The organism is Halomonas sp. KM-1 (assembly GCF_000246875.1).
Taxonomy (GTDB): Bacteria; Pseudomonadota; Gammaproteobacteria; order Pseudomonadales; family Halomonadaceae; genus Halomonas; species Halomonas aerodenitrificans.
In genome coordinates this window covers 1-20532 of the sequence record NZ_BAEU01000044.1, presented here as the reverse complement: position 1 = coordinate 20532, position 20532 = coordinate 1, and the positions used below count along the sequence as shown (strand labels likewise).

At 64.7% G+C, this 20532-nt stretch carries 20 protein-coding genes and 1 pseudogene; 11 read left to right on the top strand and 10 right to left on the bottom strand.

Annotated features, from left to right (window positions below):
- Window positions 1–96 precede the first annotated feature (96 nt).
- The 6 genes from B8115_RS03735 (at window position 97) to B8115_RS03710 (ending at window position 6134) form a co-directional block, all read left to right on the top strand.
- Window positions 97–1137, top strand: a complete 1041-nt coding sequence (locus B8115_RS03735; RefSeq protein ID WP_010626416.1) for a type I glyceraldehyde-3-phosphate dehydrogenase — start codon at window positions 97–99, stop codon at window positions 1135–1137.
- A 42-nt stretch (window positions 1138–1179) separates the two neighbouring features.
- Window positions 1180–2343, top strand: a complete 1164-nt coding sequence (locus B8115_RS03730) for a phosphoglycerate kinase (protein WP_010626415.1) — start codon at window positions 1180–1182, stop codon at window positions 2341–2343.
- Between the two features lie 78 nt (window positions 2344–2421).
- Entirely contained in the window at window positions 2422–3486 is a 1065-nt protein-coding gene (gene fba / locus B8115_RS03725) for a class II fructose-bisphosphate aldolase (RefSeq protein WP_010626414.1), read from the top strand.
- A gap of 182 nt (window positions 3487–3668) precedes the next feature.
- Window positions 3669–4025 (top strand): hypothetical protein, encoded by a 357-nt coding sequence (locus B8115_RS03720; protein WP_010626413.1) that lies wholly within the window; start codon window positions 3669–3671, stop codon window positions 4023–4025.
- A gap of 60 nt (window positions 4026–4085) precedes the next feature.
- A complete protein-coding gene (locus B8115_RS03715; protein WP_010626412.1) occupies window positions 4086–4667 on the top strand; it encodes a hypothetical protein in 582 nt (193 codons plus the stop codon).
- Window positions 4668–4748: 81 nt separating this feature from the next.
- Window positions 4749–6134, top strand: a complete 1386-nt coding sequence (locus tag B8115_RS03710; RefSeq protein ID WP_010626411.1) for an SLC13 family permease — start codon at window positions 4749–4751, stop codon at window positions 6132–6134.
- Between the two features lie 76 nt (window positions 6135–6210).
- On the opposite strand, the gene B8115_RS03705 is transcribed toward B8115_RS03710, so the two are convergent.
- Both B8115_RS03705 and B8115_RS23550 read right to left on the bottom strand, forming a co-directional pair.
- Entirely contained in the window at window positions 6211–6534 is a 324-nt protein-coding gene (locus B8115_RS03705; protein WP_010626410.1) for a hypothetical protein, read from the bottom strand.
- Between the two features lie 423 nt (window positions 6535–6957).
- Complete coding sequence (locus tag B8115_RS23550; protein ID WP_010626409.1) at window positions 6958–7347, bottom strand: hypothetical protein; 390 nt, start codon at window positions 7345–7347, stop codon at window positions 6958–6960.
- A gap of 475 nt (window positions 7348–7822) precedes the next feature.
- Between B8115_RS23550 and B8115_RS03695 the strand changes: the two genes are divergently transcribed.
- From B8115_RS03695 to B8115_RS03685, 3 genes are all read left to right on the top strand, one after another.
- Window positions 7823–8521, top strand: coding sequence for an HAD family phosphatase (locus B8115_RS03695; protein WP_010626408.1), 699 nt, complete (start codon window positions 7823–7825; stop codon window positions 8519–8521).
- 128 nt (window positions 8522–8649) lie between these two features.
- Window positions 8650–9024, top strand: a complete 375-nt coding sequence (locus tag B8115_RS03690; protein ID WP_010626407.1) for a translation initiation factor Sui1 — start codon at window positions 8650–8652, stop codon at window positions 9022–9024.
- Window positions 9025–9037: 13 nt separating this feature from the next.
- Window positions 9038–9448, top strand: a complete 411-nt coding sequence (locus B8115_RS03685) for a YbaY family lipoprotein (protein WP_010626406.1) — start codon at window positions 9038–9040, stop codon at window positions 9446–9448.
- Here B8115_RS03685 and B8115_RS03680 read toward each other — a convergent pair.
- Complete coding sequence (locus tag B8115_RS03680) at window positions 9420–10292, bottom strand: NAD-dependent protein deacetylase (protein WP_010626405.1); 873 nt, start codon at window positions 10290–10292, stop codon at window positions 9420–9422. The two genes, B8115_RS03685 and B8115_RS03680, sit on opposite strands and share 29 nt — an antisense overlap.
- A gap of 165 nt (window positions 10293–10457) precedes the next feature.
- Here B8115_RS03680 and B8115_RS03675 point away from each other — a divergent pair, with 165 nt between their 5' ends.
- On the top strand, window positions 10458–11372 hold the full coding sequence (locus B8115_RS03675) for a nuclease-related domain-containing protein (RefSeq protein WP_010626404.1): 915 nt from the start codon (window positions 10458–10460) through the stop codon (window positions 11370–11372).
- Between the two features lie 45 nt (window positions 11373–11417).
- Here the strand turns inward: B8115_RS03675 and B8115_RS03670 are convergent, their stop codons facing one another.
- The 7 genes from B8115_RS03670 to glnA all read right to left on the bottom strand — a co-directional run bounded on the left by B8115_RS03670 (window position 11418) and on the right by glnA (window position 19781).
- Entirely contained in the window at window positions 11418–12755 is a 1338-nt protein-coding gene (locus tag B8115_RS03670) for a deoxyguanosinetriphosphate triphosphohydrolase (protein WP_010626403.1), read from the bottom strand.
- 131 nt (window positions 12756–12886) lie between these two features.
- Entirely contained in the window at window positions 12887–13486 is a 600-nt protein-coding gene (locus B8115_RS03665) for a hypothetical protein (RefSeq protein WP_010626402.1), read from the bottom strand.
- A gap of 42 nt (window positions 13487–13528) precedes the next feature.
- Window positions 13529–14698 carry a zinc-dependent alcohol dehydrogenase gene (locus tag B8115_RS03660; RefSeq protein ID WP_010626401.1) on the bottom strand — a complete coding sequence of 390 codons (1170 nt, stop codon included), beginning with the start codon at window positions 14696–14698 and terminating at the stop codon, window positions 13529–13531.
- A 204-nt stretch (window positions 14699–14902) separates the two neighbouring features.
- Window positions 14903–16312, bottom strand: coding sequence for a nitrogen regulation protein NR(I) (ntrC, locus tag B8115_RS03655; RefSeq protein WP_010626400.1), 1410 nt, complete (start codon window positions 16310–16312; stop codon window positions 14903–14905).
- On the bottom strand, window positions 16305–17351 hold the full coding sequence (gene glnL / locus B8115_RS03650) for a nitrogen regulation protein NR(II) (RefSeq protein ID WP_010626399.1): 1047 nt from the start codon (window positions 17349–17351) through the stop codon (window positions 16305–16307). The genes ntrC and glnL overlap by 8 nt, the downstream gene beginning before the upstream one ends.
- 333 nt (window positions 17352–17684) lie before the next feature.
- The gene (locus tag B8115_RS03645; protein ID WP_010626398.1) at window positions 17685–18254 is read right to left on the bottom strand and encodes a DUF4124 domain-containing protein; all 570 of its coding nucleotides are present in this window, start codon (window positions 18252–18254) and stop codon (window positions 17685–17687) included.
- A 120-nt stretch (window positions 18255–18374) separates the two neighbouring features.
- Window positions 18375–19781, bottom strand: a complete 1407-nt coding sequence (glnA, locus tag B8115_RS03640; RefSeq protein WP_010626397.1) for a glutamate--ammonia ligase — start codon at window positions 19779–19781, stop codon at window positions 18375–18377.
- 560 nt (window positions 19782–20341) lie between these two features.
- Here glnA and B8115_RS03635 point away from each other — a divergent pair.
- Window positions 20342–20532 (top strand): annotated as a pseudogene (locus B8115_RS03635) (hypothetical protein); the annotation flags it as partial.

Genomic DNA, 20532 nt, shown 5'->3' with positions numbered 1-20532 from the left:
GGAGCCAGCGACGGGAGCGCGGATCACAAGGGGAAAAAAATGCCCAGATGCGCTAGAATCGCCGCTTTCCGTCGGCAAGAGCGAGTTCCCCGCCCCATGGCCCAGCGCATCGCCATCAATGGTTACGGTCGTATCGGTCAGTGCGTGCTGCGCGCGCTGCTGGAGCGGCAGTTGAACCGGCCCGACGCCCAGGCGCTGGAAGTGGTGGCGATCAACGAGCTCTCCGACCTGGACACCATCGCCTACCTGACCCGCTACGACACCACCCACGGTCGCTTCCCGGGGCAGGTGACGACCGCCGGGGATCGCATGATCGTCGACGGCTCGTCCATCACGATTCTCACCGAGCCGGAGCCAAGCCGCCTGCCCTGGGCAGAACTCGGCATCGACCTGGTACTGGAGTGCTCCGGCAGCTTCAAGGATCGCGCCACCGCCGAGGCGCATCTTGCCGCCGGGGCCGGACGGCTGCTGTTCTCCCAGCCCGCCGAGAGCGACGTCGACGCCACCATCGTCTGCGGTATCAACGACGGCGAACTGGCCGCCGAGCACCGCATCGTCTCGGCCGCCTCGTGCACCACCAACTGCCTGGTGCCGGTGCTCACGGTACTCGACCGGGCGCTGGGCATCGAGCACGGCGTTACCACCACCGTGCACTCGGCGATGAACGACCAGCCGGTGATCGACGCCTACCACCAGACCGACCTGCGCCTGACGCGCTCGGCGATGCACTCCATCGTGCCCGTCGACACCAGCCTGGCCCGCGGCATCAACCGCCTGATGCCGCACCTGGCCGGACGCTTCGAATGTCTGCACATGCGCGTGCCGACGATCAACGTCTCGGCCATGGACCTGTCGCTCTGCGTACGCCGCGACACCACCGCCGCCGAGGTCAACGCCCTGCTGCGCGAGGCCAGCGACGGCCCCCTGGCCGGCCTGCTCGGCTACACCGAGGAGCCCATGGCCTCGATCGACTTCAACCACGACCCCCGCTCGGGTATCGTTGACGCCACTCAAACCCGGGTGGCGGGCAAACGCCTGATCAAGCTGCTGTGCTGGTTCGACAACGAGTGGGGCTTCGCCAACCGCATGCTCGACGTCGCCCAGCGCCTGGCGGTGCTACCCGCGGCGAGCCGCTGACCCGGCTTCGGTTTCCCTCAATCAAGGAAAGGAAGACGCCCGATGAACGTGCTCAAGATGACCGACCTGGCATTGCAAGGTAAGCGAGTACTGATCCGCGAGGACCTGAACGTACCCGTCAAGCACGGCAAGGTGACCAGCGACGCCCGTCTGCGGGCCAGCCTGCCGACCATCAAGGCAGCCGCGGAAGCCGGCGCCAAGGTCATGCTGATGAGCCACCTGGGGCGCCCCACCGAAGGCGAACCGGCCGCGGAGTTCTCGCTGGCGCCGGTGGCCGAGCGCCTCGGCGAACTGCTCGGACGCCCGGTGCGGCTGGTCGAGGACTATCTCGACACCGCCCAGGATCTGGCCGAAGGCGAAGTGGTGTTGCTCGAGAACGTACGCTTCAACGAGGGCGAGAAGAAGGACGACGAGACTCTCGCCCAGCAGTATGCCGCCCTGTGCGACATCTACGTGATGGACGCCTTCGGCACCGCCCACCGCGCCCAGGCCTCCACTCACGGCGTGGCACGCTTCGCCCCGCAGGCCTGCGCCGGACCGCTGCTGGCCGCGGAGCTCGATGCCCTGGAGAAGGCGCTGGCCACGCCCAAGCGCCCCATGGTCGCCATCGTAGGCGGCTCCAAGGTCTCGACCAAGCTCGAGGTGCTCAACGCCCTCTCCGCCAAGTGCGACCAGCTCATCGTCGGCGGCGGCATCGCCAACACCTTCATCGCCGCGGCAGGCCACAACGTGGGCAAGTCGCTGTATGAAGCCGACCTGGTCGCCCAGGCCAAGGCCCTGATGGCCAAAGTCGAGATCCCGCTGCCCACCGATGTGGTGGTGGCCACCGAGTTCTCCGAATCGGCCGAAGCCGTGGTCAAGCCGGTCGATCAGGTAAGCGACGACGAGATGATCCTCGACATCGGCCCCGACACCGCGGGCCGACTGGCCGGCCTGCTCAAGGACGCCGGCACCATCCTTTGGAACGGCCCGGTAGGCGTGTTCGAGATCGACCAGTTCGGCAAGGGCACCGAGGCACTGTCGCGCGCCATCGCCGAGAGCAACGGCTTCTCCATCGCCGGCGGCGGCGACACCCTGGCCGCCATCGACAAGTACGACATCGCGCAGCAGGTCTCCTACATCTCCACCGGCGGCGGTGCCTTCCTCGAGTACGTCGAGGGCAAGGTGCTGCCGGCGGTGAAGGCGCTGGAAGACGCTGCACACTGACCCGACCCGCTACCGCTCGGCCATGCCGGGCGGCAGCCCCTAGTCCCCCAGATAGATCGAAACAGAACAGGTGAGATCATGGCACTGATCAGCATGCGCCAGATGCTGGACCACGCCGCCGAGCGCGGCTATGGCATTCCGGCATTCAACGTCAACAACCTCGAGCAGATGCGCGCCATCATGGAAGCGGCCGACGCCACCGACTCCCCGGTGATCGTCCAGGCCTCCGCCGGCGCGCGCAAGTACGCTGGCGCGCCCTTCCTTCGCCATCTCATCCTGGCCGCGGTGGAGGAGTTCCCCCACATCCCGGTGGTGATGCACCAGGACCACGGCACCTCGCCGGCGGTGTGTCAGCGCTCGATCCAGCTCGGCTTCTCCTCGGTGATGATGGACGGCTCGCTGGGCGAGGACGGCAAGACCCCGATGGACTACGACTACAACGTCGACGTCACCCGTCGCACCGTTGAGATGGCCCACGCCTGCGGCGTCTCGGTGGAGGGCGAGCTGGGCTGTCTGGGCAGCCTGGAGACCGGCATGGCCGGCGAAGAGGACGGCATCGGCGCCGAGGGCGTGCTCTCCCACGACCAGCTGCTGACCGACCCGGAAGAGGCCGCCGCGTTCGTCAAGGCGACCCAGGTCGACGCCCTGGCCATCGCCATCGGCACCAGCCACGGTGCCTACAAGTTCACCAAGCCGCCCACCGGCGACACGCTGTCGATCCAGCGCATCAAGGAGATCCACGCGCGCATCCCCGATACCCATCTGGTGATGCACGGCTCCTCCTCGGTGCCCCAGGAGTGGCTCGCCGTGATCAACGAGTTCGGCGGCGAAATCCCCGAAACCTACGGCGTGCCGGTCGAGGAGATCGTCGAGGGCATCAAGTACGGCGTGCGCAAGGTCAACATCGACACCGACCTGCGTCTGGCCTCCACCGGTGCGGTGCGTCGCTTCCTGGCCAAGCACCCGGGCGAGTTCGACCCGCGCAAGTACCTCAAGGAGACCGTCACGGCCATGCGCGACATCTGCATCGCCCGTTACGAGGCCTTCGGCACCGCCGGCAATGCCAGCCGCATCAAGCCGATCAGCCTCGAAGCGATGTACGAGCGCTACGCCCGCGGCGAGCTGGACCCGAAGGTGAAGTGATCCCGCAGCATTCGACAACGACAGGCGGCCCCGGTGGGCCGCCTTTTTCATTCGCCCTCGCTGACATTCCCTCGCGTGGCCGCTTTGCCTACCGCACAACCCAGGTTATTGCAGCGCAACAATGTTCGGGCGCATAGTCGCGAGAGTAGTCGCGAGAGTTACCCCGCACAAGGAGGCCTGGTATGAAGACGATGACGCCCTACTCGCTGGTCCCGCTCAACCCCGCCGCCATGATGGACGTATGGAAGCTCGGCATCATGGCATTCGAACTCTGGTCGACGTCACTCTCCACCATCACCATGCGCCATGGGCTGTGGCAAACCCAGTCCCCTACCAGCGCCCGCATGCTCAGAGAGAATCAGCGCATGGTGACCGAAAAGCTCGAGGCCGGCCTGGAAACCGGTTTCGAGATCCAGAAGGCGATGCTGCAGATGGCCTTTGGCCAGAGCAATCCCTGGTGGCACACCGGTCGACGCACCATGGCGCCTTACCACCGCCGCAGCAGTGCCAATTCGCGGCGGCTCGCCAGGCGACGCTGACTTGCATGGCGGCCCAGGGCCTACCTACAGTGAAGAGGCAGTTGCCAAGGAGAGGTCGACATGAAGTCACGCACGCTGACCGGAGGCATCCTGGCCGCAACGCTCGTCACCGCCTCGGCTTTCGCTGCGCCGGAGAGCGCCGACACCAACGGCGACGACCCGGCCCAGGTAGAAGGCATGCATCCGGAGGAATCGGAACAGCAGCTCGATGCAAGACCCGACCCCATCGATCAGGCCAGGGTGGAAGTCGGCGAGCAGGAGCCCTTCGGCCGCTACCTGACCAACCAGAACGGCAAGAGCCTCTACATGTTCGAGCAGGATGAGCAAGGCGGCGAGTACTCCACCTGCTACGAGACCTGTGCCATTGCCTGGCCGCCCTACACCACCGAGGAAGCGCCCGCCGCCGGCGAGCATGTCGATGCCGAGCGCCTGGGTACGATCGAACGTGACGACGGCACGCGGCAGGTCACCTACGACGGCTGGCCACTCTATTTCTTCGCCCGTGACGTCTACCCCAGCGATGCACTCGGCCAGGGCATGGATCACATGGGTGGCCGCTGGTACCTGATCGCTCCCGGCGGCGAGATCATCGAGGACGAAGGACCGGAGCAGGCCGACCCGGTGGAGCCAAGTAGCCCCTGACCCCACAGACAGGCCGGCGAACATGACCGCTCATTACTTCGCCTGCTAAACTCTCCGGTCTTGTCCGAGACCGGAGTCCGCATGCCTGCCGCCGCCAAGTCCTTGCCTACCCCGCGCCAGTGGATCTCCCTCTTCGCCACGGTCGCGGTGACCCTTTTTCTGCTGCTGAGCCCCGAGCTGCCGCTGCTGGTGAGAGCCGGCGCGGTGATCGGGCTGTGCATCGGGCTGTGGGCGACCGGCTGGCTGCCGCAGTGGCTGACGGCGCTGGTGTTCTTCACTCTGTGTACCGTGGCCGGGGTGGCCTCGGCGGACATCGTCTTCGCCGGCTTCGGCTCGGCGGCGACCTGGCTGGTGTTCTCCGGGCTGATCATCGGGGCGGCGATTCAGTACACGGGGCTCGGCAATACGCTTGCCCGGGGCGTCGGCCCCTGGCTGGAGGGTTCCTATCGGCGCGCGCTGATCGGGGTGATTCTGCTGGGTCTGGCGATGGCCTTCTTCATGCCATCCGGCATGGGGCGCATCCTGCTGATGGTGCCGATACTTACCACCCTGGCCGACCATCTGGGCTACGAACCCGGCGACAAGGGCCGCACCGGGCTGATTCTCGGCGGCATGATGGGCACCTTCCTGCCCACCTACGCCATCCTGCCCGCCAACGTGCCCAACAACGTGCTGATGGGTGCCGCCGAGGCGGTACTGGGCACGCCGCCCAACTACAGCGAGTACCTGCTGCTGCACTTCCCGGTGCTGGGACTGCTCAAGACGCTGCTGCTGATCGCGGTGATGCTGTGGCTCTACCCGGCACACGCGCCCAGGCACAGCGACTCGGTTACCGAGAGGCCCCGTCTCTCACGCCCCGAACTCGGCCTGGCAGCGCTGCTCTCGGTGGCAGTGCTGCTGTGGATGAGCGATGCCTGGCACGGCATCTCCCCGGCCTGGATCGGCATGCTGGTGGCACTGGTCTGCTTGTTTCCCGGCAGCCGCCTGATGGGCGCCAACCCCCTGCAGTCGATCAGCTTCGACTCGTTTCTCTACGTCGCCGGCATCGTCAGCCTCGGTGCCTTGGCCTTCCACAGCGGCCTGGGGGAGCGAGTGGCAGGCAGCCTGCTCTCGGTGCTGCCGCTGCGCGAGGCCACCGATGCCGCTGCCTTCGGCATGCTCTCGGGGCTTGCCATGGTACTTGGCACGCTGGTCACGCTACCGGGTATCCCCGCCATCCTGACCCCCATGGCACCGGGGCTCGCCACCATCACCGGCTGGACGCCGGAGGCTGTCTACATGACCCAGGTGGTGGGGTTCTCCACGGTGCTGCTGCCTTATCAGGCACCGCCCTTGATCGTCGGCATCCTGGCGGCACGCATTTCCCTGCGCGAGACCGCCAGGCTGTGCCTGATCACGGCCCTGCTCAGCGTGCTGTTGCTGTGGCCGCTGAACTATCTCTGGTGGGAGTGGCTCGGCTGGATCTGAGCCGTTTTTGCGGCAGAAACGAGTCGCCCCCGGCCTTGGCCGGGGGCGACAAGAGGGGAACTACCCGCTCAGGCGATTACCAATCCTGGTCATCGTCCTCATCGGTTTCCCACTCTTCCTCTTCATCTTCGGTTTCCCACTCGTCATCAGCGGTTTCCCACTCTTCCTCTTCGTTCTCCTCTTCCCACTCGTCAGCGTCCCACTCTTCCTCCTCGTTCTCGTACTCAATGCCATCGATCACGGGAGCCTGGCCGCTGGTTTCCGGAGCGGTCTCTTCAGGGAAGGTATCCTGGCCCTCTTGCTCTTCTTCATCAAAACCGGCCATGGCCAGCGGGCTGGCACTCAGGCCAAAAGTAATACCGACGATACCGAGCTTCTTGAGGAATTCCTTGGACATCATGTTCGTACCTCCAGCGAAGTTTGAACTGCTTTCCTGAATGATTCGAAACCCCTGTGACAGTGATTCCGATCGGCCCTTTGTATAAAGCGAGATGCAGGCCAACCTGCCAAATATAAAGAAAAGCACATTAAAAACAGCAATTTATAATGACTCAAAGCACATCAATGAGATCGTGAAGAAACCGAGACGGTGGAGAAATATGGCACATGGGCACAAAATGACCGTGTCAGGGCCACTTAGCCTATGCTCACGAACAGTCGAGAAATAACGCCTCATTAACTTTGCACCCGGCGATATAATCGGACATAAACAAAACCGCCCCCGGCAGTGCCGGGGGCGGTTCCGAGGAGGTTGAATGTTTCAACCTTCAGATGACGTCGCCATCTTCCTTGACAGCGACTGCCCATCCCTGGGCATCAGGCCTTACCAATCCTGGTCGTCATCATCCTCTTCCCATTCTTCCTCTTCGTTCTCTTCTTCCCATTCATCATCGGCGTCGAAGCCGTCGTCACCGTTGAAGCCAGTGTCGCCTTCGGCACCGGCGCCTACACCGGTATCTGCACCAGTTTCCCCGGCCCCGACACCAGCGCCTGCATCTGTGCCAGCACCGGCCCCAGCTTCGCCTTCACCAGCGCCCATGTCTGTGCCCATGTCAGCACCTGCACCGGCATCCTCACCCGGTACGGTCTCCTGCGGCACTGCACCCTGGTCGTCCTCTTCGTCATGGAAATCAGCAAAGGCCAGCGGGCTGGCGCTCAGGCCAACAGTGATACCGACAATGCCGAGTTTCTTGAGAAATTCCTTGGACATCATGTTCGCACCTCCAAAGGAGTTGAACGTGAGTTTTCCTATCGAAGCCGAGGCTTCACGTCATACCGGGGAGCTAGCGTTGCTCGTTTGGCTGAGTCCCACCGGCATGTCCTGCTCACCCTGGAAGCTGCATGCATCGGGCCAAGCTGCGCCAAAAAAAGTAAAAATATCTTTAAATACAAGAATATAAATCAATTCAAGAAGACCAGAACGACAGCTGAAAAGCGCCCCAGATGTGGTGCGTTATGACACATGGGTCTGTTCTAGGCAGGCACACTCCCAGCAGGCAAAGGCCCCGCTAACTGGCGCATTGCAGGCTGCGACGCGATGTTACTCAGGGACTTGAATATGGCGTGCTTTAGCGCAATACTTAGGAAACAGCGTTCGCAAACATGCGGCGGCCTAAATTTCAAGCCCTGCATGCCGATACAAGAGGTATCCAAGCTCGACAGTCATAAGACTGCGAAGGAAGTTCGGTATGATTCGCCCTTTTTGCCTGCTCTTCGATTGTGATGGCACGCTGGTCGACAGCGAACCCCTGCTGGCCGCCGAGATGGCGACCAGCCTGACCCGGCTGGGGCTGCCCTTCCAGGCCAGCGACTACATCGGCGAATTTCGTGGCAGCCGCTTCCGCAATATCGTGGCGGCACTCGAGGAGCGCTACGGCAGCGTCGACCCTTTGCATCTAGCCGAGACCGAAACCGAGATGCGCAGCAATCTCAATCGGCGCCTCGAAACCGAACTCACCGCCATCACCGGGGCTCGCGAAGCTCTCATGGCCTTGATCGACTACCCCTGCGGCGTGGTCTCCAACGGGCCCGAGAACAAGATCCGTACCTCCTTGAATGCCATCGGCTTCGGCGACTTTTTCGGCGCGCATCTCTTCAGCGCGTATAGCGCCAACTGCTGGAAACCCGACCCCCGTCTCTATCTTCATGCCGCCGCGGCTATGGGCTTCGATGCCGAAGACTGCATTGCCATCGACGATGCCCTGGTCGGCGTCAAGGCCGCGCTCGATGCCGGCATGACGGTGGTTCACTTGAATCGCTTTCCCGATGCCGAGGAAACCCCCGAAGGCGCCATCATGATCAGCAGCATGTATCAGCTGCCCACCGTGATCGAGAATCTGGCTCACACCCGGGCTCTGGAGAGCCGGCAGCTCGCCTACGCCCGCTGATCCGCCAACGGCACTGCGAGACATGACGCCGCCAGGGCGTATCCTGCCACCCTGACCATAGGCAGATCCTTCCCAGGGACGTTATCATCGCCTCTCCACCCATGCTGCCCAAAATGTCAGGAGCTCTCATGGCTTCACTGCAGGACCAGCTGCGCGGCCTGGTCTACTCCACCGAGCACGGCGACATGTGCCCCGGCTGTCGCCAGCCCCAGGCCGACTGTCGCTGCAGCGAGCTTGCCGAGCAGGAGCGTCTCGCAGCGCTGGACGGTGTCGTTCGCATTCGCCGCGAAACCAGCGGTCGCAAGGGCAAGGGAGTCACCACCATCAGCGGTATTCCGCTGCCCGCCGACGAGCTCAAGGCGCTGGCCAAGACACTCAAGAAGCGCTGCGGAACCGGCGGCTCGCTACAGGACGGCATCATCGAGATCCAGGGCGATCACCGCGAACTGTTGAAGGCCGAGCTCGAGCGCCAGGGCTTTACCGTCAAGCTTGCCGGTGGCTGAACGAGGAGAGGACATGGCTGTTGCACGAAATTCCCTGCTGAGCGCTGTGCGCCATCACCGTATCGGCATCGCTGCGCTGACGCTGCTGATGCTGGCGGGCTGCGCCGGTACTCCCGAGTTCGCCGACCTGGACGTTCAGGTCGAGCCGCCAGGCGGCGTGGAGCTTGCCCAGGATGCCGAGCTGCGCGTCTGGCTGAGCGATGCCGGGGGAACCCTGGCGGAAACGCGGGCGACGCCAAGCGGGGCCGGCCCGTGGCCTGCGGCGCTGCGCTTCGACCGACGCACTCTAGAGGCCGCCAGCGCGCCGCGACTGGCCGCCGAGCTACGCCAGCAGGGTCGCATCACTCACATCACGCCGGAACCGGCGGAGATGCCGGCTGGCGGCCGAGGCCCGGTCAGCCTGCCGCTCGAGCCACGCCCGTAAACGCGAGCGCGGCGGCTTCGAGCACCTGCCCGATCGGCGCCTCTAGCTTGAGCGCATAAAGCGCATCGGCGCGGGTGCGCCCGCGGTTGAGGCAGGCGATCGGCAGGCCGGCCTCGCTGGCCTGCCGGGCGAAGCGATAGCCGGAATAGACCATCAACGACGAGCCCACCACCAGCAGGGCTTCGGCTCCCTCGACCAGTGCCCGGGCCCGCTCGACGCGCTCTCTGGGCACGCTGTCGCCAAAGAACACCACGTCGGGCTTCCAGATCCCTACCCCGCAACGCGAGCAGCCGGGCACCTCGAAGGTGGAGAAATCGGTTTCGAGTGCGGCATCGCCATCGGGACGCACTTCGGCCTCGTGCTCGAGCCATTCGGGATTGCGCTCGGCGAGTTCGGCATGCAGGTCATGGCGCATGCGCAGTGCCCCGCAGCCCATGCAGCGTACCTGTTCGGCGCGTCCATGCAGGTCGATGACGTTGCGCGAACCGGCCTTCTGATGCAGTCCATCGACGTTCTGGGTGATGACGCCACTCACCACGCCGGCCTGCTCCAGGTATGCCAGGGCCCGATGGGCAGCGCCGGGGCGAGCGCCATGCAGGGTACGAAAGCCCACCAGCGCACGCGCCCAATAGCGCTGCCTGGCGGCCGCACTGCCCATGAATTGCTGATGTTGCATGGGCGGCGCGCACTTCCACGCGCCGGTTTCATCCCTGTAGGCGGGAATGCCGCTGTCGGTGCTGACCCCGGCACCGGTGAGCACCGCCAGGCTGGAATAACGCACCAGAAACTCGCGCAGGCGTTCGACCGCTTCTGTCCCGGCTGGCTGTCGTGTATCGTTCATCATCTATCCGTCATGCTGCGGCGCATACGCCTCTGTACCGAAGACCCAGTACTGAAGACATGGTACTGAAGACACGGTACTGAAGACACGGTACCGAAGATGGCTCCGGGCGCCTCAGGTTGTCTAGAATGTCACGCTCACGTGACTCCCACCGGCAAGGACGAACCCATGGCCTGGCTGGAATACCTGCTGCCACTCATCTTCCTCTTCCCGCTCGGGGCCATGGCCGTCATCGTCATCGCCTTGCGCAACCTGCACGATGCCCGGGTTCGCTCGCCGTTCAACGCACGTCCCCTGAGAGAGCCCGGCCAGGCCCTGCGCAATCGGCTCGACCGTGCCTTTGCCACGCTGTTTCTCAACGGCGCCCTGGGGCCCATCCTGACCCTGGCGCCACTGGTCTACGGCATGGGCCGCATGCTCTTCGCCAGTCGTCAGAACTGGGTCGAATGGGCGCTGTACGGTGCGCTGAGCACGGTGCTGGTGCTGGTCTACTGCTTCCTGCTGATTCGCGACTTCCAGCACATCCGGCGCATCAAGCTGGGGCTGGCCTGCGACCTGGCCGTGGGTCAGGAACTGGAGCGCATGGTAAGTCCCGAGGCGCATCCCTACTTCGTCTTCCACGACGTGCCCACGGATACCGACATCATCGACCACGTCGCCATCACCCCTCACGGCGTCTTCGTGGTCGAGACTCGCGCCCGCACGCGGCCGTTCACCGCGGACGGACGCGAGATCAATGTGGTGACCGTCGAACCGGAGCGGCTGCGCTTCCCGGGCTGGAGCGAGCATCGACCCATCCTCAAGACACTACGCGCCTCCCACTGGCTGGCCGGCTGGCTGGAGCAGCGCTGCGGCCAGCCGGTACCGGTCATGGGCGTGCTCACCCTACCCGGCTGGGACATCACCTGCGCCGGCACCCCAGAGGGGCTGATGGTCGTCAGCGGTGAGTCGCTCTCCCAGCAGCTCAGCGAGCGGCGCCTCGGCGAGCTCGACGGCGAACTGCACGACAGGGTGATCGAGGCCCTGATCGAGCGTGCCGCCGAGCTGGACCGTAACCCGGGGCTGAGCGAACCCTCGATCTGAGCTTTTTTCACCCTTCACCTTTCTTTCACTCTCTCTTCCCCCGGCTCAGTCGCCCCTGAGCCGTCCGCCCATCTCCTGGGCCAGGTCGACGGCGTAGTGGTCGGTCATGCCGCCGATGAAGTCGAGCATGCGCCGGTAGCTGTCGTACAGCGGCCAGGAAGGACGCGGGGTGTTCTCGCCGATCAGCGCCAGCACCCGCTGATGCTTGAAGCTCGATTGTCCGCTGAAGTGCAGCTCATGGGCGGCGCCGATGAAGGCTTCGAGCAGGATGCCCAAGGTAGTGTAGGCGCCGATCTCCAGCTTGGCCTTGCGCTCGTTCTGGAAGATGCGCTCACGAGCCAGCTGCTTGGCCGCGGCCACGCCCCAGCCCAGGTCGGGGTGGCAGAGTTCGAGCAGGTCACTTTCGAGCGTGCCGTTGAGCAAGGCGTTCTCGTGTTCGACGAAGACGGCGCCCACGTCGTTGACCGCCCGCTCCATGGCAGCACCGCGCAGCGCCGCGATGCGCCGCCGCTGGGAGACGCCGTCGCGGGCCATGCGGGCGTAGTCCGACGGCGCATCGCCGGCGATCTGCAGCAGCACCTCGGCGACCTCCTCGAAGCGCAGGATGCCCATCTCCAGACCGTCTTCGAGATCGAGCAGCGCATAGCAGATATCGTCGGCCGCTTCGACGAGCCAGGCCAGTGGATGGCGGCACCAGCGCCCTTCACCGCGGGGCAGCAGACCCAGACAGCGGGTCACGTCCTCGAGCAGTGGGCGCTCCGACTGGTAGCAGCCGAACTTGCCGGCGCTGCCGCCGTGCTCCACCGTCCAGGGGTATTTGAGTAGGGTGCCCAGGGTCGCCGCCGTGAGACGCATGCCGCCGCGAAACTGGTTGTATTCGATCTGGGTGACGATGCGAAAGCCCTGGGCGTTGCCTTCGTAGGTCAGCAGGTCGGCGCGTTCGCGCTCGGAAAGTCCTTCCAGCAGCCCGCTGCCGTCCGCCTCGGCGCGCTTGAACCAGTCGCGGATGGCGTACTCGCCGGCATGACCGAAGGGCGGGTTGCCGATGTCGTGCCCCAGGCAGGCGGCCTGCACGATCACGCCGAGATCGGCGGGAGTGATCCATTTCGGCAGCCGCTCGCGCAGCAGCTCGCCGACGATCATGCCCAGGCTGCGCCCTACGCAGCCTACCTCCAGCGAGTGGGTCAGGCGGGTATGGATATGGTCGTTGTCGGTCAACGGATGGACCTGGGTCTTACGCCCGAGCCGCCGGAACGAACCGGAGAAAACGATGCGGTCATGGTCCTTGTGGAACGGGCTGCGCCCGATCTCGTCCCGCCCGCTGGTGGGCTTGCCGTGCAGCCGTGAGGGGTCGAGCAACTGCTGCCAATGCATCTGGGTCATGGGCTTCCTCCTGAAGCCTCCATTCTGGCACTGCCATGGGCGGCATGACCATTGTCGCTGCGCTTCAACAATGCGACAGGCCGAGCCTCATGAAGCTCGGCCTGCATTTTTCGTCAGGTGTAAACGCCAGCTCAGTAGTCGTAGTCGCTACCTTTGATATAACCGCTGGTATCGCGTTGGCGCACGGTGGTGGCCTGTAGACGGGGTCCCGGTGAGCGTGCCGGCGAAGGCAGCGCCGCAGGGCGTGACGGCAGACCAGCCTGGCGCGCCGCCGCGCCGCGGGCAAGCTCCACGCCCTGAGGAAAGCCGCTGCGACCACTGTAGTCGGGTGTGCGTCCGGCCTGGTAGGCGTGACGTCGGGTCTGGTCCTGAGCGCAATACAGGCTCACCGCGGCGCTTGCCCCCACCACCACTAGCGCCAGCTTGACGCTGCCGTGCTTGGGATGGTCGCGGTCGGCCAACAAGGCCAGCAGCGCCGCCACATCCAGCGCATCGCCGGCACTGCGCGCCCACAGCGCGGGCTTGGGATTTTCGGTCAGCGCACCGATGCCGGTGGCCACACCGCGTGCCCCGCAAAGACGCACGATGGCTTCCGCCCCTTCGACGCCCAGCGCTCGGGTCACGCTGCGCGGCGCCAGCAGTTGGTAGAGCCCCAGCCCGATGCCCAGCCAGCCGAGACCACGTGCCAGCCTGTCGCTGGCCTGCAACGAATGGCTCCGGTCGAGATTCATCTGTTCACCTCCATGTCGGTTTCTGCATCCGGCGCAAGTCGCTCAAGGCTTGAGCACCACCTTCACGCAGCCGTCCTGCTTGTCGCGAAAGGTGTTGTACATGTCCGGTCCCTGCTCCAGCCCGACGCTATGGGTCACCACGAAGGAAGGGTCGATCTGCCCTTCGTCGATCAGACCCAGCAGCTCGTCGGTCCAGCGCTTGACGTGGGTCTGGCCGGTACGCATCGTCAGGCCCTTGTTCATCAGCGGCCCCATGGGCACCTTGTCGATCAAGCCGCCGTAGACGCCGGGAATCGACAGGATGCCGCCGGGACGGCAGACGTAGATCATCTCGCGCAGCACGTGGGCGCGGTCGTTCTCCAGCATCATCGCCTGCTTGAAGCGGTCGTAGACCGAATCGAGGGAGCGCGGCACGTGAGACTCCAGCCCCACCGCGTCGATGCACTTCTCCGGCCCCTTGCCCCGGGTCAGCTCCTGCAGGCGGGCGAGCACGCTCTCCTCGTCGAAGTTGATCGCGATCGCCCCGCCGGCCTCAGCCATGGCCAGGCGCTCGGGCACGTTGTCGATTACCACCACCTGCTCGGCACCCAGCAGCACGGCGCTGCGCACGCAGAACTGGCCGACGGGTCCCGCGCCCCAGATGGCTACGGTATCGGTGGGCTCGATGTCGCACTGCACTGCGGCCTGCCAGCCGGTGGGAAAGATGTCGCCGAGGAACAGCACCTGCTCATCGCTCAGGTTGTCGGGCACCTTGACGTGGGTGGTGTCGGCGAAGGGCACGCGCACGTACTCTGCCTGGCCGCCAGCATAACCGCCGGTGAGATGCGAGTAGCCGAACAGACCGGCCCCGGCATGGCCGAAGACCTTGTCGGCCAGCGCCTTGTTGCGGTTGGAGCGTTCGCAGAGGGAAAAATTGCCGCGCCGGCACTGCTCGCACTCGCCGCAGGTGATGGTGAAGGGCACCACGACACGGTCGCCGACCTTGAGCTCACGGGTCTCGCTGCCGACCTCCATCACCTCACCCATGAACTCGTGCCCCACCACGTCGCCCGATTCCATGGCCGGAATGAAGTGGTGGAACAGATGCAGGTCGGAGCCACAGATGGCGCAGCTGCTCACGTTGATGATGGCATCGCGTGGATGTTCGATCTGCGGGTCGGGAACCGTTTCGTAGCGGATATCGTTCTTGCCGTGCCAACACAGCGCTTTCATGACTCTCTCCCTGTCTTTGACTGCCTGCGAAAGCGAATGACCTGAACTCACCTTAGTTCAGCGGCGTCCGACGACAGGTAAGGGAGTTTGGGTGCTCGGTTACGATCCTTTGCGCACATGTACAGGCCCGGCGCCCTGGCAAAGCACCGGGCGCTTGTCACCCGCAGCGAGTACTGCGGTCCACCACAGATTTCCGTGCCCAGCTCAGTCTTCCGCCAGCGAGGGCAGTAGGGTCTTGAGCTTGCGCGTCAGCGTGTTGCGCCCCCAGCCCAGCAGCTCGGCGGCCTCGCCCTTGCGCCCGCCGGTGTGCTTCAGCGCCGTCTCGATCAGGATGCGCTCGAAGTCCGGCACCGCCTCTTCCAGCAGATGGGTGTGGCCGGCGGCCAGGGCGCGGTCGGCCCAGTCGCGGAAGGCGGCACGCCAGTCGCCGCTGGGCGCCTCGCCGCCCTCTCCTTGGCGCAGCTCCGGCGGCAGGTCCTCGACCAGGATCTCACGCCCCGAGGCCATTACCGTCAGCCAGCGGCAGGTATTCTCCAACTGTCGCACGTTGCCTGGCCACGGCAGCCGGGTCAGGTGGGTCTCGGCATCCTTGGTCAGCACCTTGACGTCAGTGGCGAGCTCCTTGGCCGCCTCGGCCAGGAAGTGCCGCGCCAGTCGGGGAATGTCCTCGCGCCGTTCGGCGAGCTTGGGCAGATGGACACGAATCACGTTGAGGCGATGGAAGAGATCCTCGCGAAAGCGACCGTCCTCCACCAGCGCCTCCAGGTTCTGGTGCGTGGCGGCAATGATGCGCACGTCGACCTTGACCGGGGTATGACCGCCGACACGGTAGAATTCGCCGTCGGCCAGCACCCGCAGCAGCCGCGTCTGGGTCTCGGCCGGCATGTCGCCGATCTCGTCGAGGAATAGCGTGCCGCCGTTGGCCTGCTCGAAGCGTCCCTGGCGCTGCGCGGTGGCGCCGGTGAAGGCCCCCTTCTCGTGACCGAACAGCTCGGACTCGATCAGATCCCGCGGGATGGCCGCCATGTTCAGGGCGATGAACGGGTGGGCCGCGCGCGGGCTGTGCTGATGCAGGGCGCGCGCCACCCGCTCCTTGCCGGTGCCCGACTCGCCGTTGATCAGTACGGTGATGTGCGAGTGCGACAGACGGCCGATGGCGCGAAACACCTCCTGCATGGCCGGCGCCTCGCCGATGATCTCGGCGGAGAGCCCTTCGGGTACGCTCACCGGCCGCTTGCGCTCGCGGGCATGGGCCACGGCACGGCGTACCAGAGCCAGCGCCTCGTCGACGTCGAAGGGCTTGGGCAGGTATTCGAAAGCACCTCCCTGGTAGGAGGCCACGGCACTGTCGAGGTCGGAATGGGCCGTCATGACGATGACCGGCAGATCGGGATGCACCTCGCGAACCCGCGACATCAGGTCCAGGCCGTCGATACCCGGCATGCGGATGTCGGTGACCAGCACGTCGGGGGGATCGTCGAGAAGACGGCTGAGCGCCATATCGGCCCGGTCGATGCACTCGACCTCGAGGTCGGGCTGAGCCAGGGCGCGCTCCAGCACCCAGCGAATGGCGCGGTCGTCGTCGACCACCGCGACACGTGCGACATCAGTCATGGCGCTTCTCCAGTGGAATAAGCAGACGAAACTCGGTATGACCGGGGCGGGACTCGCATTCGATCAGTCCTTGATGCTGATGCAGAATGCCCTGGGCAATGGACAGTCCCAGTCCACTGCCGTCGGCACGCCCCGATACCATGGGGTAGAAAAGGGTTTCCTGCAGGGCTTCGGGAACACCGGGGCCGTTGTCGATCAAGGCCACCTCGCAGACCAGGCGATGACGCTCGGCGCCCAGGGTGAACTGGCGACGGGCACGGGTACGCAGCAGCAGGCTAGGCGCTTCGGTACCGGCTTCGGTCATCGCTTCCACCGCGTTGCGCGCCACGTTGAGCACCGCCTGGATCATCTGCGCCTCGTCACCGGGAAAGTCCGGCAGGCTGGGGTCGTAGTCGCGCTCGATTCTCACCCCCGGCGTCTCGGCGGAAAGCAGCGTACGCACCCGCTCCAGCACCTTGTGCACGTTCAGCGGCTCGTGACGCAGCAGCTTGTTCGGTCCCAGCATGCTGTCGACCAGGTCGCGCAGACGGTCGACCTCCTCGACGATGATATGAGTGAACTCCCGCAGGGCGGGGTCGTCGAGGTCACGCTCCAGCAGTTGAGCGGCGCCACGGATGCCGCCCAGCGGGTTCTTCACCTCGTGGGCCAGCCCACGCGACAGCACCTTGATCGCCTCCTGACGGTTGAGCAGGGCTTCCTCACGGGAAATCCGCAGCAAGCGGTCGCGCGGCTCCATTTCCACCAGCAGCTCGGCCGCAGAGAGCGGCGTGACCGTGTAGTCGATGGTCACCACGGTGCCGCCCAGCAGCGCCAGACGCACTTCGCGCTGGGTAAAGGGATGCTGGTCGTCCCGCGCCTTGGCCAGCACCTCGCCCATGCCGTCGTCTTCGACCAGCAGTGCCGCCAGGCTGTGCCCCTTGACCCGCCCCAGGCTGACCGCCAGCAAGGCCTCAGCCGCCGGATTCATCCAGCTCAACTGCAGCTCATCGTCCAGCAGCAGCACCGCCGTGGTGAGATGTTCCATCAGGCGTCGATACATTTTCGACCTTTTCTCGCAGAATGAAGGGGGCTGCTTGCATCGTCATGGCGCATGCCCTGCTCGTCGCCGCAGCGGCATCTCCCCTCGGCTTTACCTGCCCCTACACAAGAAGCAAGCAAGAAGCGCGCCAACCCTCACAAGGGCGATATAGCGCCGTTTCGGGGCGGATGCTGCACCCACCTATGCACCATAATGGTGCGAGCAGACGAAAAGCGCCAGCGAAGAAAGCGCACGCCCCACCCATCATGGTGCGACATCCTACCTATATCGGGGCAACTCTACTGGCGATGACATCGTGGCGGCCCTTTGGACGAGCGATGCAGCAGAAGGCGCTCAGCCGCCGCCACCCTGAGGCAGCGTGGCGTTGGAGCGCTGCACGTAGAGCGAGACCGGTGCCGTACGGTGGCGTATCTGCCCTTGGGCATCGAGCAACTCGGCCTGCAACACGTACTCGCCGCGGGGCAGGTTGGTCAGCATGAAGGCACTGGTATGCATGGCGGTCTGGCTCACCTGCCCGTCGACGAGCAGCCTCACGCGGTGGTCGGGGCGCAGCGCCGGCACGATGGCCAGCTCGACCTGCAGGTTGCCGGCGTAGCTGCCGGGAAGGTCGCCCCCGTGCTCCGGCGAGCGAATACGGAAGGTGTCGTAGGGCATGAACGGCTGGCCCGGCGACTGACTCGCCCGCGGGGCAGTTCCCTCGACCCGCGGCGGCTCGGCCTGCCGCCCTTCGCTACGCGCAGGGATCACGGTCAACGGCGCCAGTTGGACCGGCTCGCCCCCGCGATTGGGATCGTCGGTGAAGATCACGTTGCCCTGGGCATCGGTGGTGCGATAGATGGTCGTGGCCTGCACCGAATGCGCCACCAGCACTCCCAGCAGGCACGGCACGATCAGCTTGAGCATGGGTCGATCCCCCTTGCTGGGCACGTGTGACGAAACGTTCGCCTAGTATACAAAAAAGGCCCCGCAAAGCGGGGCCTTTCGCGGCGGGCCGGCGGCAGTGCCACCGGACGCGGCGGCTGCTTAGCAGCTGTAGTACATGTCGAACTCGATCGGATGCGTAGTCATGCGGATACGCTCGACGTCTTCCATCTTCAGCTCGATGTAGGCATCGATCATGTCATCGGTGAACACGCCACCTTCGGTGAGGAAGGCGCGATCCTTGTCCAGGGCTTCCAGGGCCTGATCCAGGCTGTGAGCCACGGTCGGCACCTTCTTGCCCTCTTCCGGCGGCAGGTCATAGAGGTTCTTGTCCATGGCGTCGCCGGGGTGGATCTTGTTCTTGATGCCATCGATACCGGCCATCAGCATGGCGGCGAAGGCCAGGTAGGGGTTGGCGGTCGGGTCCGGGAAACGGGCCTCGATGCGCTTGCCCTTGGGGCTCGCGGTGTACGGGATACGGATGGAGGCAGAGCGGTTACGGGCGCTGTAGGCCAGCATGACCGGCGCCTCGAAGCCCGGCACCAGACGCTTGTAGGAGTTAGTCGAAGCGTTGGTGAAGGCGTTCAGGGCACGGGCGTGCTTGATGATGCCGCCGATGTAGTAGAGCGCCATTTCGGACAGGCCAGCGTACTGGTCGCCGGCGAACTGGTTCTGACCGTCCTTCCAGAACGACTGGTGCACGTGCATGCCGCTGCCGTTGTCGCCGACCAGCGGCTTGGGCATGAAGGTGGCGGTCTTGCCGTAGGCGTGGGCCACGTTGTGGATCACGTACTTCATTTCCTGGACTTCGTCGGCCTTCTTCACCAGGGTGTTGAACTTCACGCCGATCTCGTTCTGGCCGGCGTTGGACACCTCGTGGTGATGCACCTCGACGGTCTGGCCAATGGCTTCCAGGGTGTTGCACATGGCGCCACGGATGTCATGGAAGCTGTCGACCGGGGGCACCGGGAAGTAGCCGCCCTTGACCCGCGGACGGTGGCCCAGGTTGCCGCCTTCGAGCTGGCGATCGGTAGACCAGGCACCCTCTTCGGAGGTGATCTTGTACATGGCGCCTTCGATGTCGGCCTTCCAATGAACCTCATCGAAGATGAAGAACTCGGGCTCGGGGCCGAAGAAGGCGGTGTCGCCCAGGCCGGTGGACTGCAGGTAGGCCTCGGCGCGCTTGGCGATGGAGCGCGGGTCGCGCTCGTAGCCCTGCATGGTGGCCGGCTCGATGATGTCGCAGCGCACTACCAGGGTGGAATCTTCGGTGAACGGGTCGAGGAAGGCGGTGCCGTCTTCCGGGCGCAGAATCATGTCCGACTCGTTGATGCCCTTCCAGCCATGGATGGAGGAGCCATCGAACATCTGGCCGTTCTCGAAGAACTCCTCGTTCACGTCGCGGGCCGGAATGGTGACATGCTGTTCCTTACCCCGAGTGTCGGTGAAACGCAGGTCCACCCACTTCACATCATGTTCTTCGATCAGGGCGAGAGTCTTGGCTGACATTGTGTCCTCCGTTTGAGCGGTAGCTCGATTCGTTTTGGCTGAAGTCCACTGCGCTGGTTCATTCCAGCATGTGTTGTAGCACGCGGCAGATTTCCTGCCCACGTTCACCATGCACGAACATGGCGCTGGCCAACCTAATGCAGGTTGCGTGCCAACTTGCACCATCAATGCCCCAGCGGCACGCAACCTACTGTGCTAATTATAAAAAGCCGCCTGATGGCGTGCACCACTCTGTGGCGGCAGCGTGTTGCATCATGTAGCCGGGCGATTTTCAGGTTTTTTTCGCTCCACGGTGGTGCAATTTCTCCAGTCATGCACCATGTTGGATCGCCAGCTTCCACCAACATAGCCAATGTCTCTCCGTCGGAACTCATTCGTCTGCGTTGATTAAACGTCGAACCAATGGATTGAGCCGGATTCCACCAGCGCATAGGGTGCTGTGTCTGAGCACAACTCAGCAAAAGTTTTTAGCGACAAGCCCTAATTCAAGAAAAAACGCTGCTCGCTGCCCACTCACCGATAAATAACCTGTTCGCTCCACTATGTCTGATTCGCTACGCATGAATTTCTGGTCTGGCCTGGGCGTCGCCGCCCTCGCGGTGCTGCTGCTCACCTGGGTCGTGCCCACCTACGGCGGCCGCGGCTTCGCCGTCGGCATGCATCCCCGCACCCTGGCCACGCTCGGCGCCTGGGTCATGCTGGGCTGTGCCCTGGCCCTGGCGCTGCTCAGCGCCATTGCGCTGATTCGCCA

What these genes read in the sequence shown, in the direction of transcription:
- B8115_RS03735 (WP_010626416.1), top strand. Translation starts at nt 97, where the DNA reads ATGGCCCAGCGCATCGCCATCAATGGTTACGGTCGTATCGGTCAGTGC.
- B8115_RS03730 (WP_010626415.1), top strand. Translation starts at nt 1,180, where the DNA reads ATGAACGTGCTCAAGATGACCGACCTGGCATTGCAAGGTAAGCGAGTA.
- fba (WP_010626414.1), top strand. Translation starts at nt 2,422, where the DNA reads ATGGCACTGATCAGCATGCGCCAGATGCTGGACCACGCCGCCGAGCGC.
- B8115_RS03720 (WP_010626413.1), top strand. Translation starts at nt 3,669, where the DNA reads ATGAAGACGATGACGCCCTACTCGCTGGTCCCGCTCAACCCCGCCGCC.
- B8115_RS03715 (WP_010626412.1), top strand. Translation starts at nt 4,086, where the DNA reads ATGAAGTCACGCACGCTGACCGGAGGCATCCTGGCCGCAACGCTCGTC.
- B8115_RS03710 (WP_010626411.1), top strand. Translation starts at nt 4,749, where the DNA reads ATGCCTGCCGCCGCCAAGTCCTTGCCTACCCCGCGCCAGTGGATCTCC.
- B8115_RS03705 (WP_010626410.1), bottom strand. Translation starts at nt 6,534, where the DNA reads ATGATGTCCAAGGAATTCCTCAAGAAGCTCGGTATCGTCGGTATTACT.
- B8115_RS23550 (WP_010626409.1), bottom strand. Translation starts at nt 7,347, where the DNA reads ATGATGTCCAAGGAATTTCTCAAGAAACTCGGCATTGTCGGTATCACT.
- B8115_RS03695 (WP_010626408.1), top strand. Translation starts at nt 7,823, where the DNA reads ATGATTCGCCCTTTTTGCCTGCTCTTCGATTGTGATGGCACGCTGGTC.
- B8115_RS03690 (WP_010626407.1), top strand. Translation starts at nt 8,650, where the DNA reads ATGGCTTCACTGCAGGACCAGCTGCGCGGCCTGGTCTACTCCACCGAG.
- B8115_RS03685 (WP_010626406.1), top strand. Translation starts at nt 9,038, where the DNA reads ATGGCTGTTGCACGAAATTCCCTGCTGAGCGCTGTGCGCCATCACCGT.
- B8115_RS03680 (WP_010626405.1), bottom strand. Translation starts at nt 10,292, where the DNA reads ATGATGAACGATACACGACAGCCAGCCGGGACAGAAGCGGTCGAACGC.
- B8115_RS03675 (WP_010626404.1), top strand. Translation starts at nt 10,458, where the DNA reads ATGGCCTGGCTGGAATACCTGCTGCCACTCATCTTCCTCTTCCCGCTC.
- B8115_RS03670 (WP_010626403.1), bottom strand. Translation starts at nt 12,755, where the DNA reads ATGACCCAGATGCATTGGCAGCAGTTGCTCGACCCCTCACGGCTGCAC.
- B8115_RS03665 (WP_010626402.1), bottom strand. Translation starts at nt 13,486, where the DNA reads ATGAATCTCGACCGGAGCCATTCGTTGCAGGCCAGCGACAGGCTGGCA.
- B8115_RS03660 (WP_010626401.1), bottom strand. Translation starts at nt 14,698, where the DNA reads ATGAAAGCGCTGTGTTGGCACGGCAAGAACGATATCCGCTACGAAACG.
- ntrC (WP_010626400.1), bottom strand. Translation starts at nt 16,312, where the DNA reads ATGACTGATGTCGCACGTGTCGCGGTGGTCGACGACGACCGCGCCATT.
- glnL (WP_010626399.1), bottom strand. Translation starts at nt 17,351, where the DNA reads ATGTATCGACGCCTGATGGAACATCTCACCACGGCGGTGCTGCTGCTG.
- B8115_RS03645 (WP_010626398.1), bottom strand. Translation starts at nt 18,254, where the DNA reads ATGCTCAAGCTGATCGTGCCGTGCCTGCTGGGAGTGCTGGTGGCGCAT.
- glnA (WP_010626397.1), bottom strand. Translation starts at nt 19,781, where the DNA reads ATGTCAGCCAAGACTCTCGCCCTGATCGAAGAACATGATGTGAAGTGG.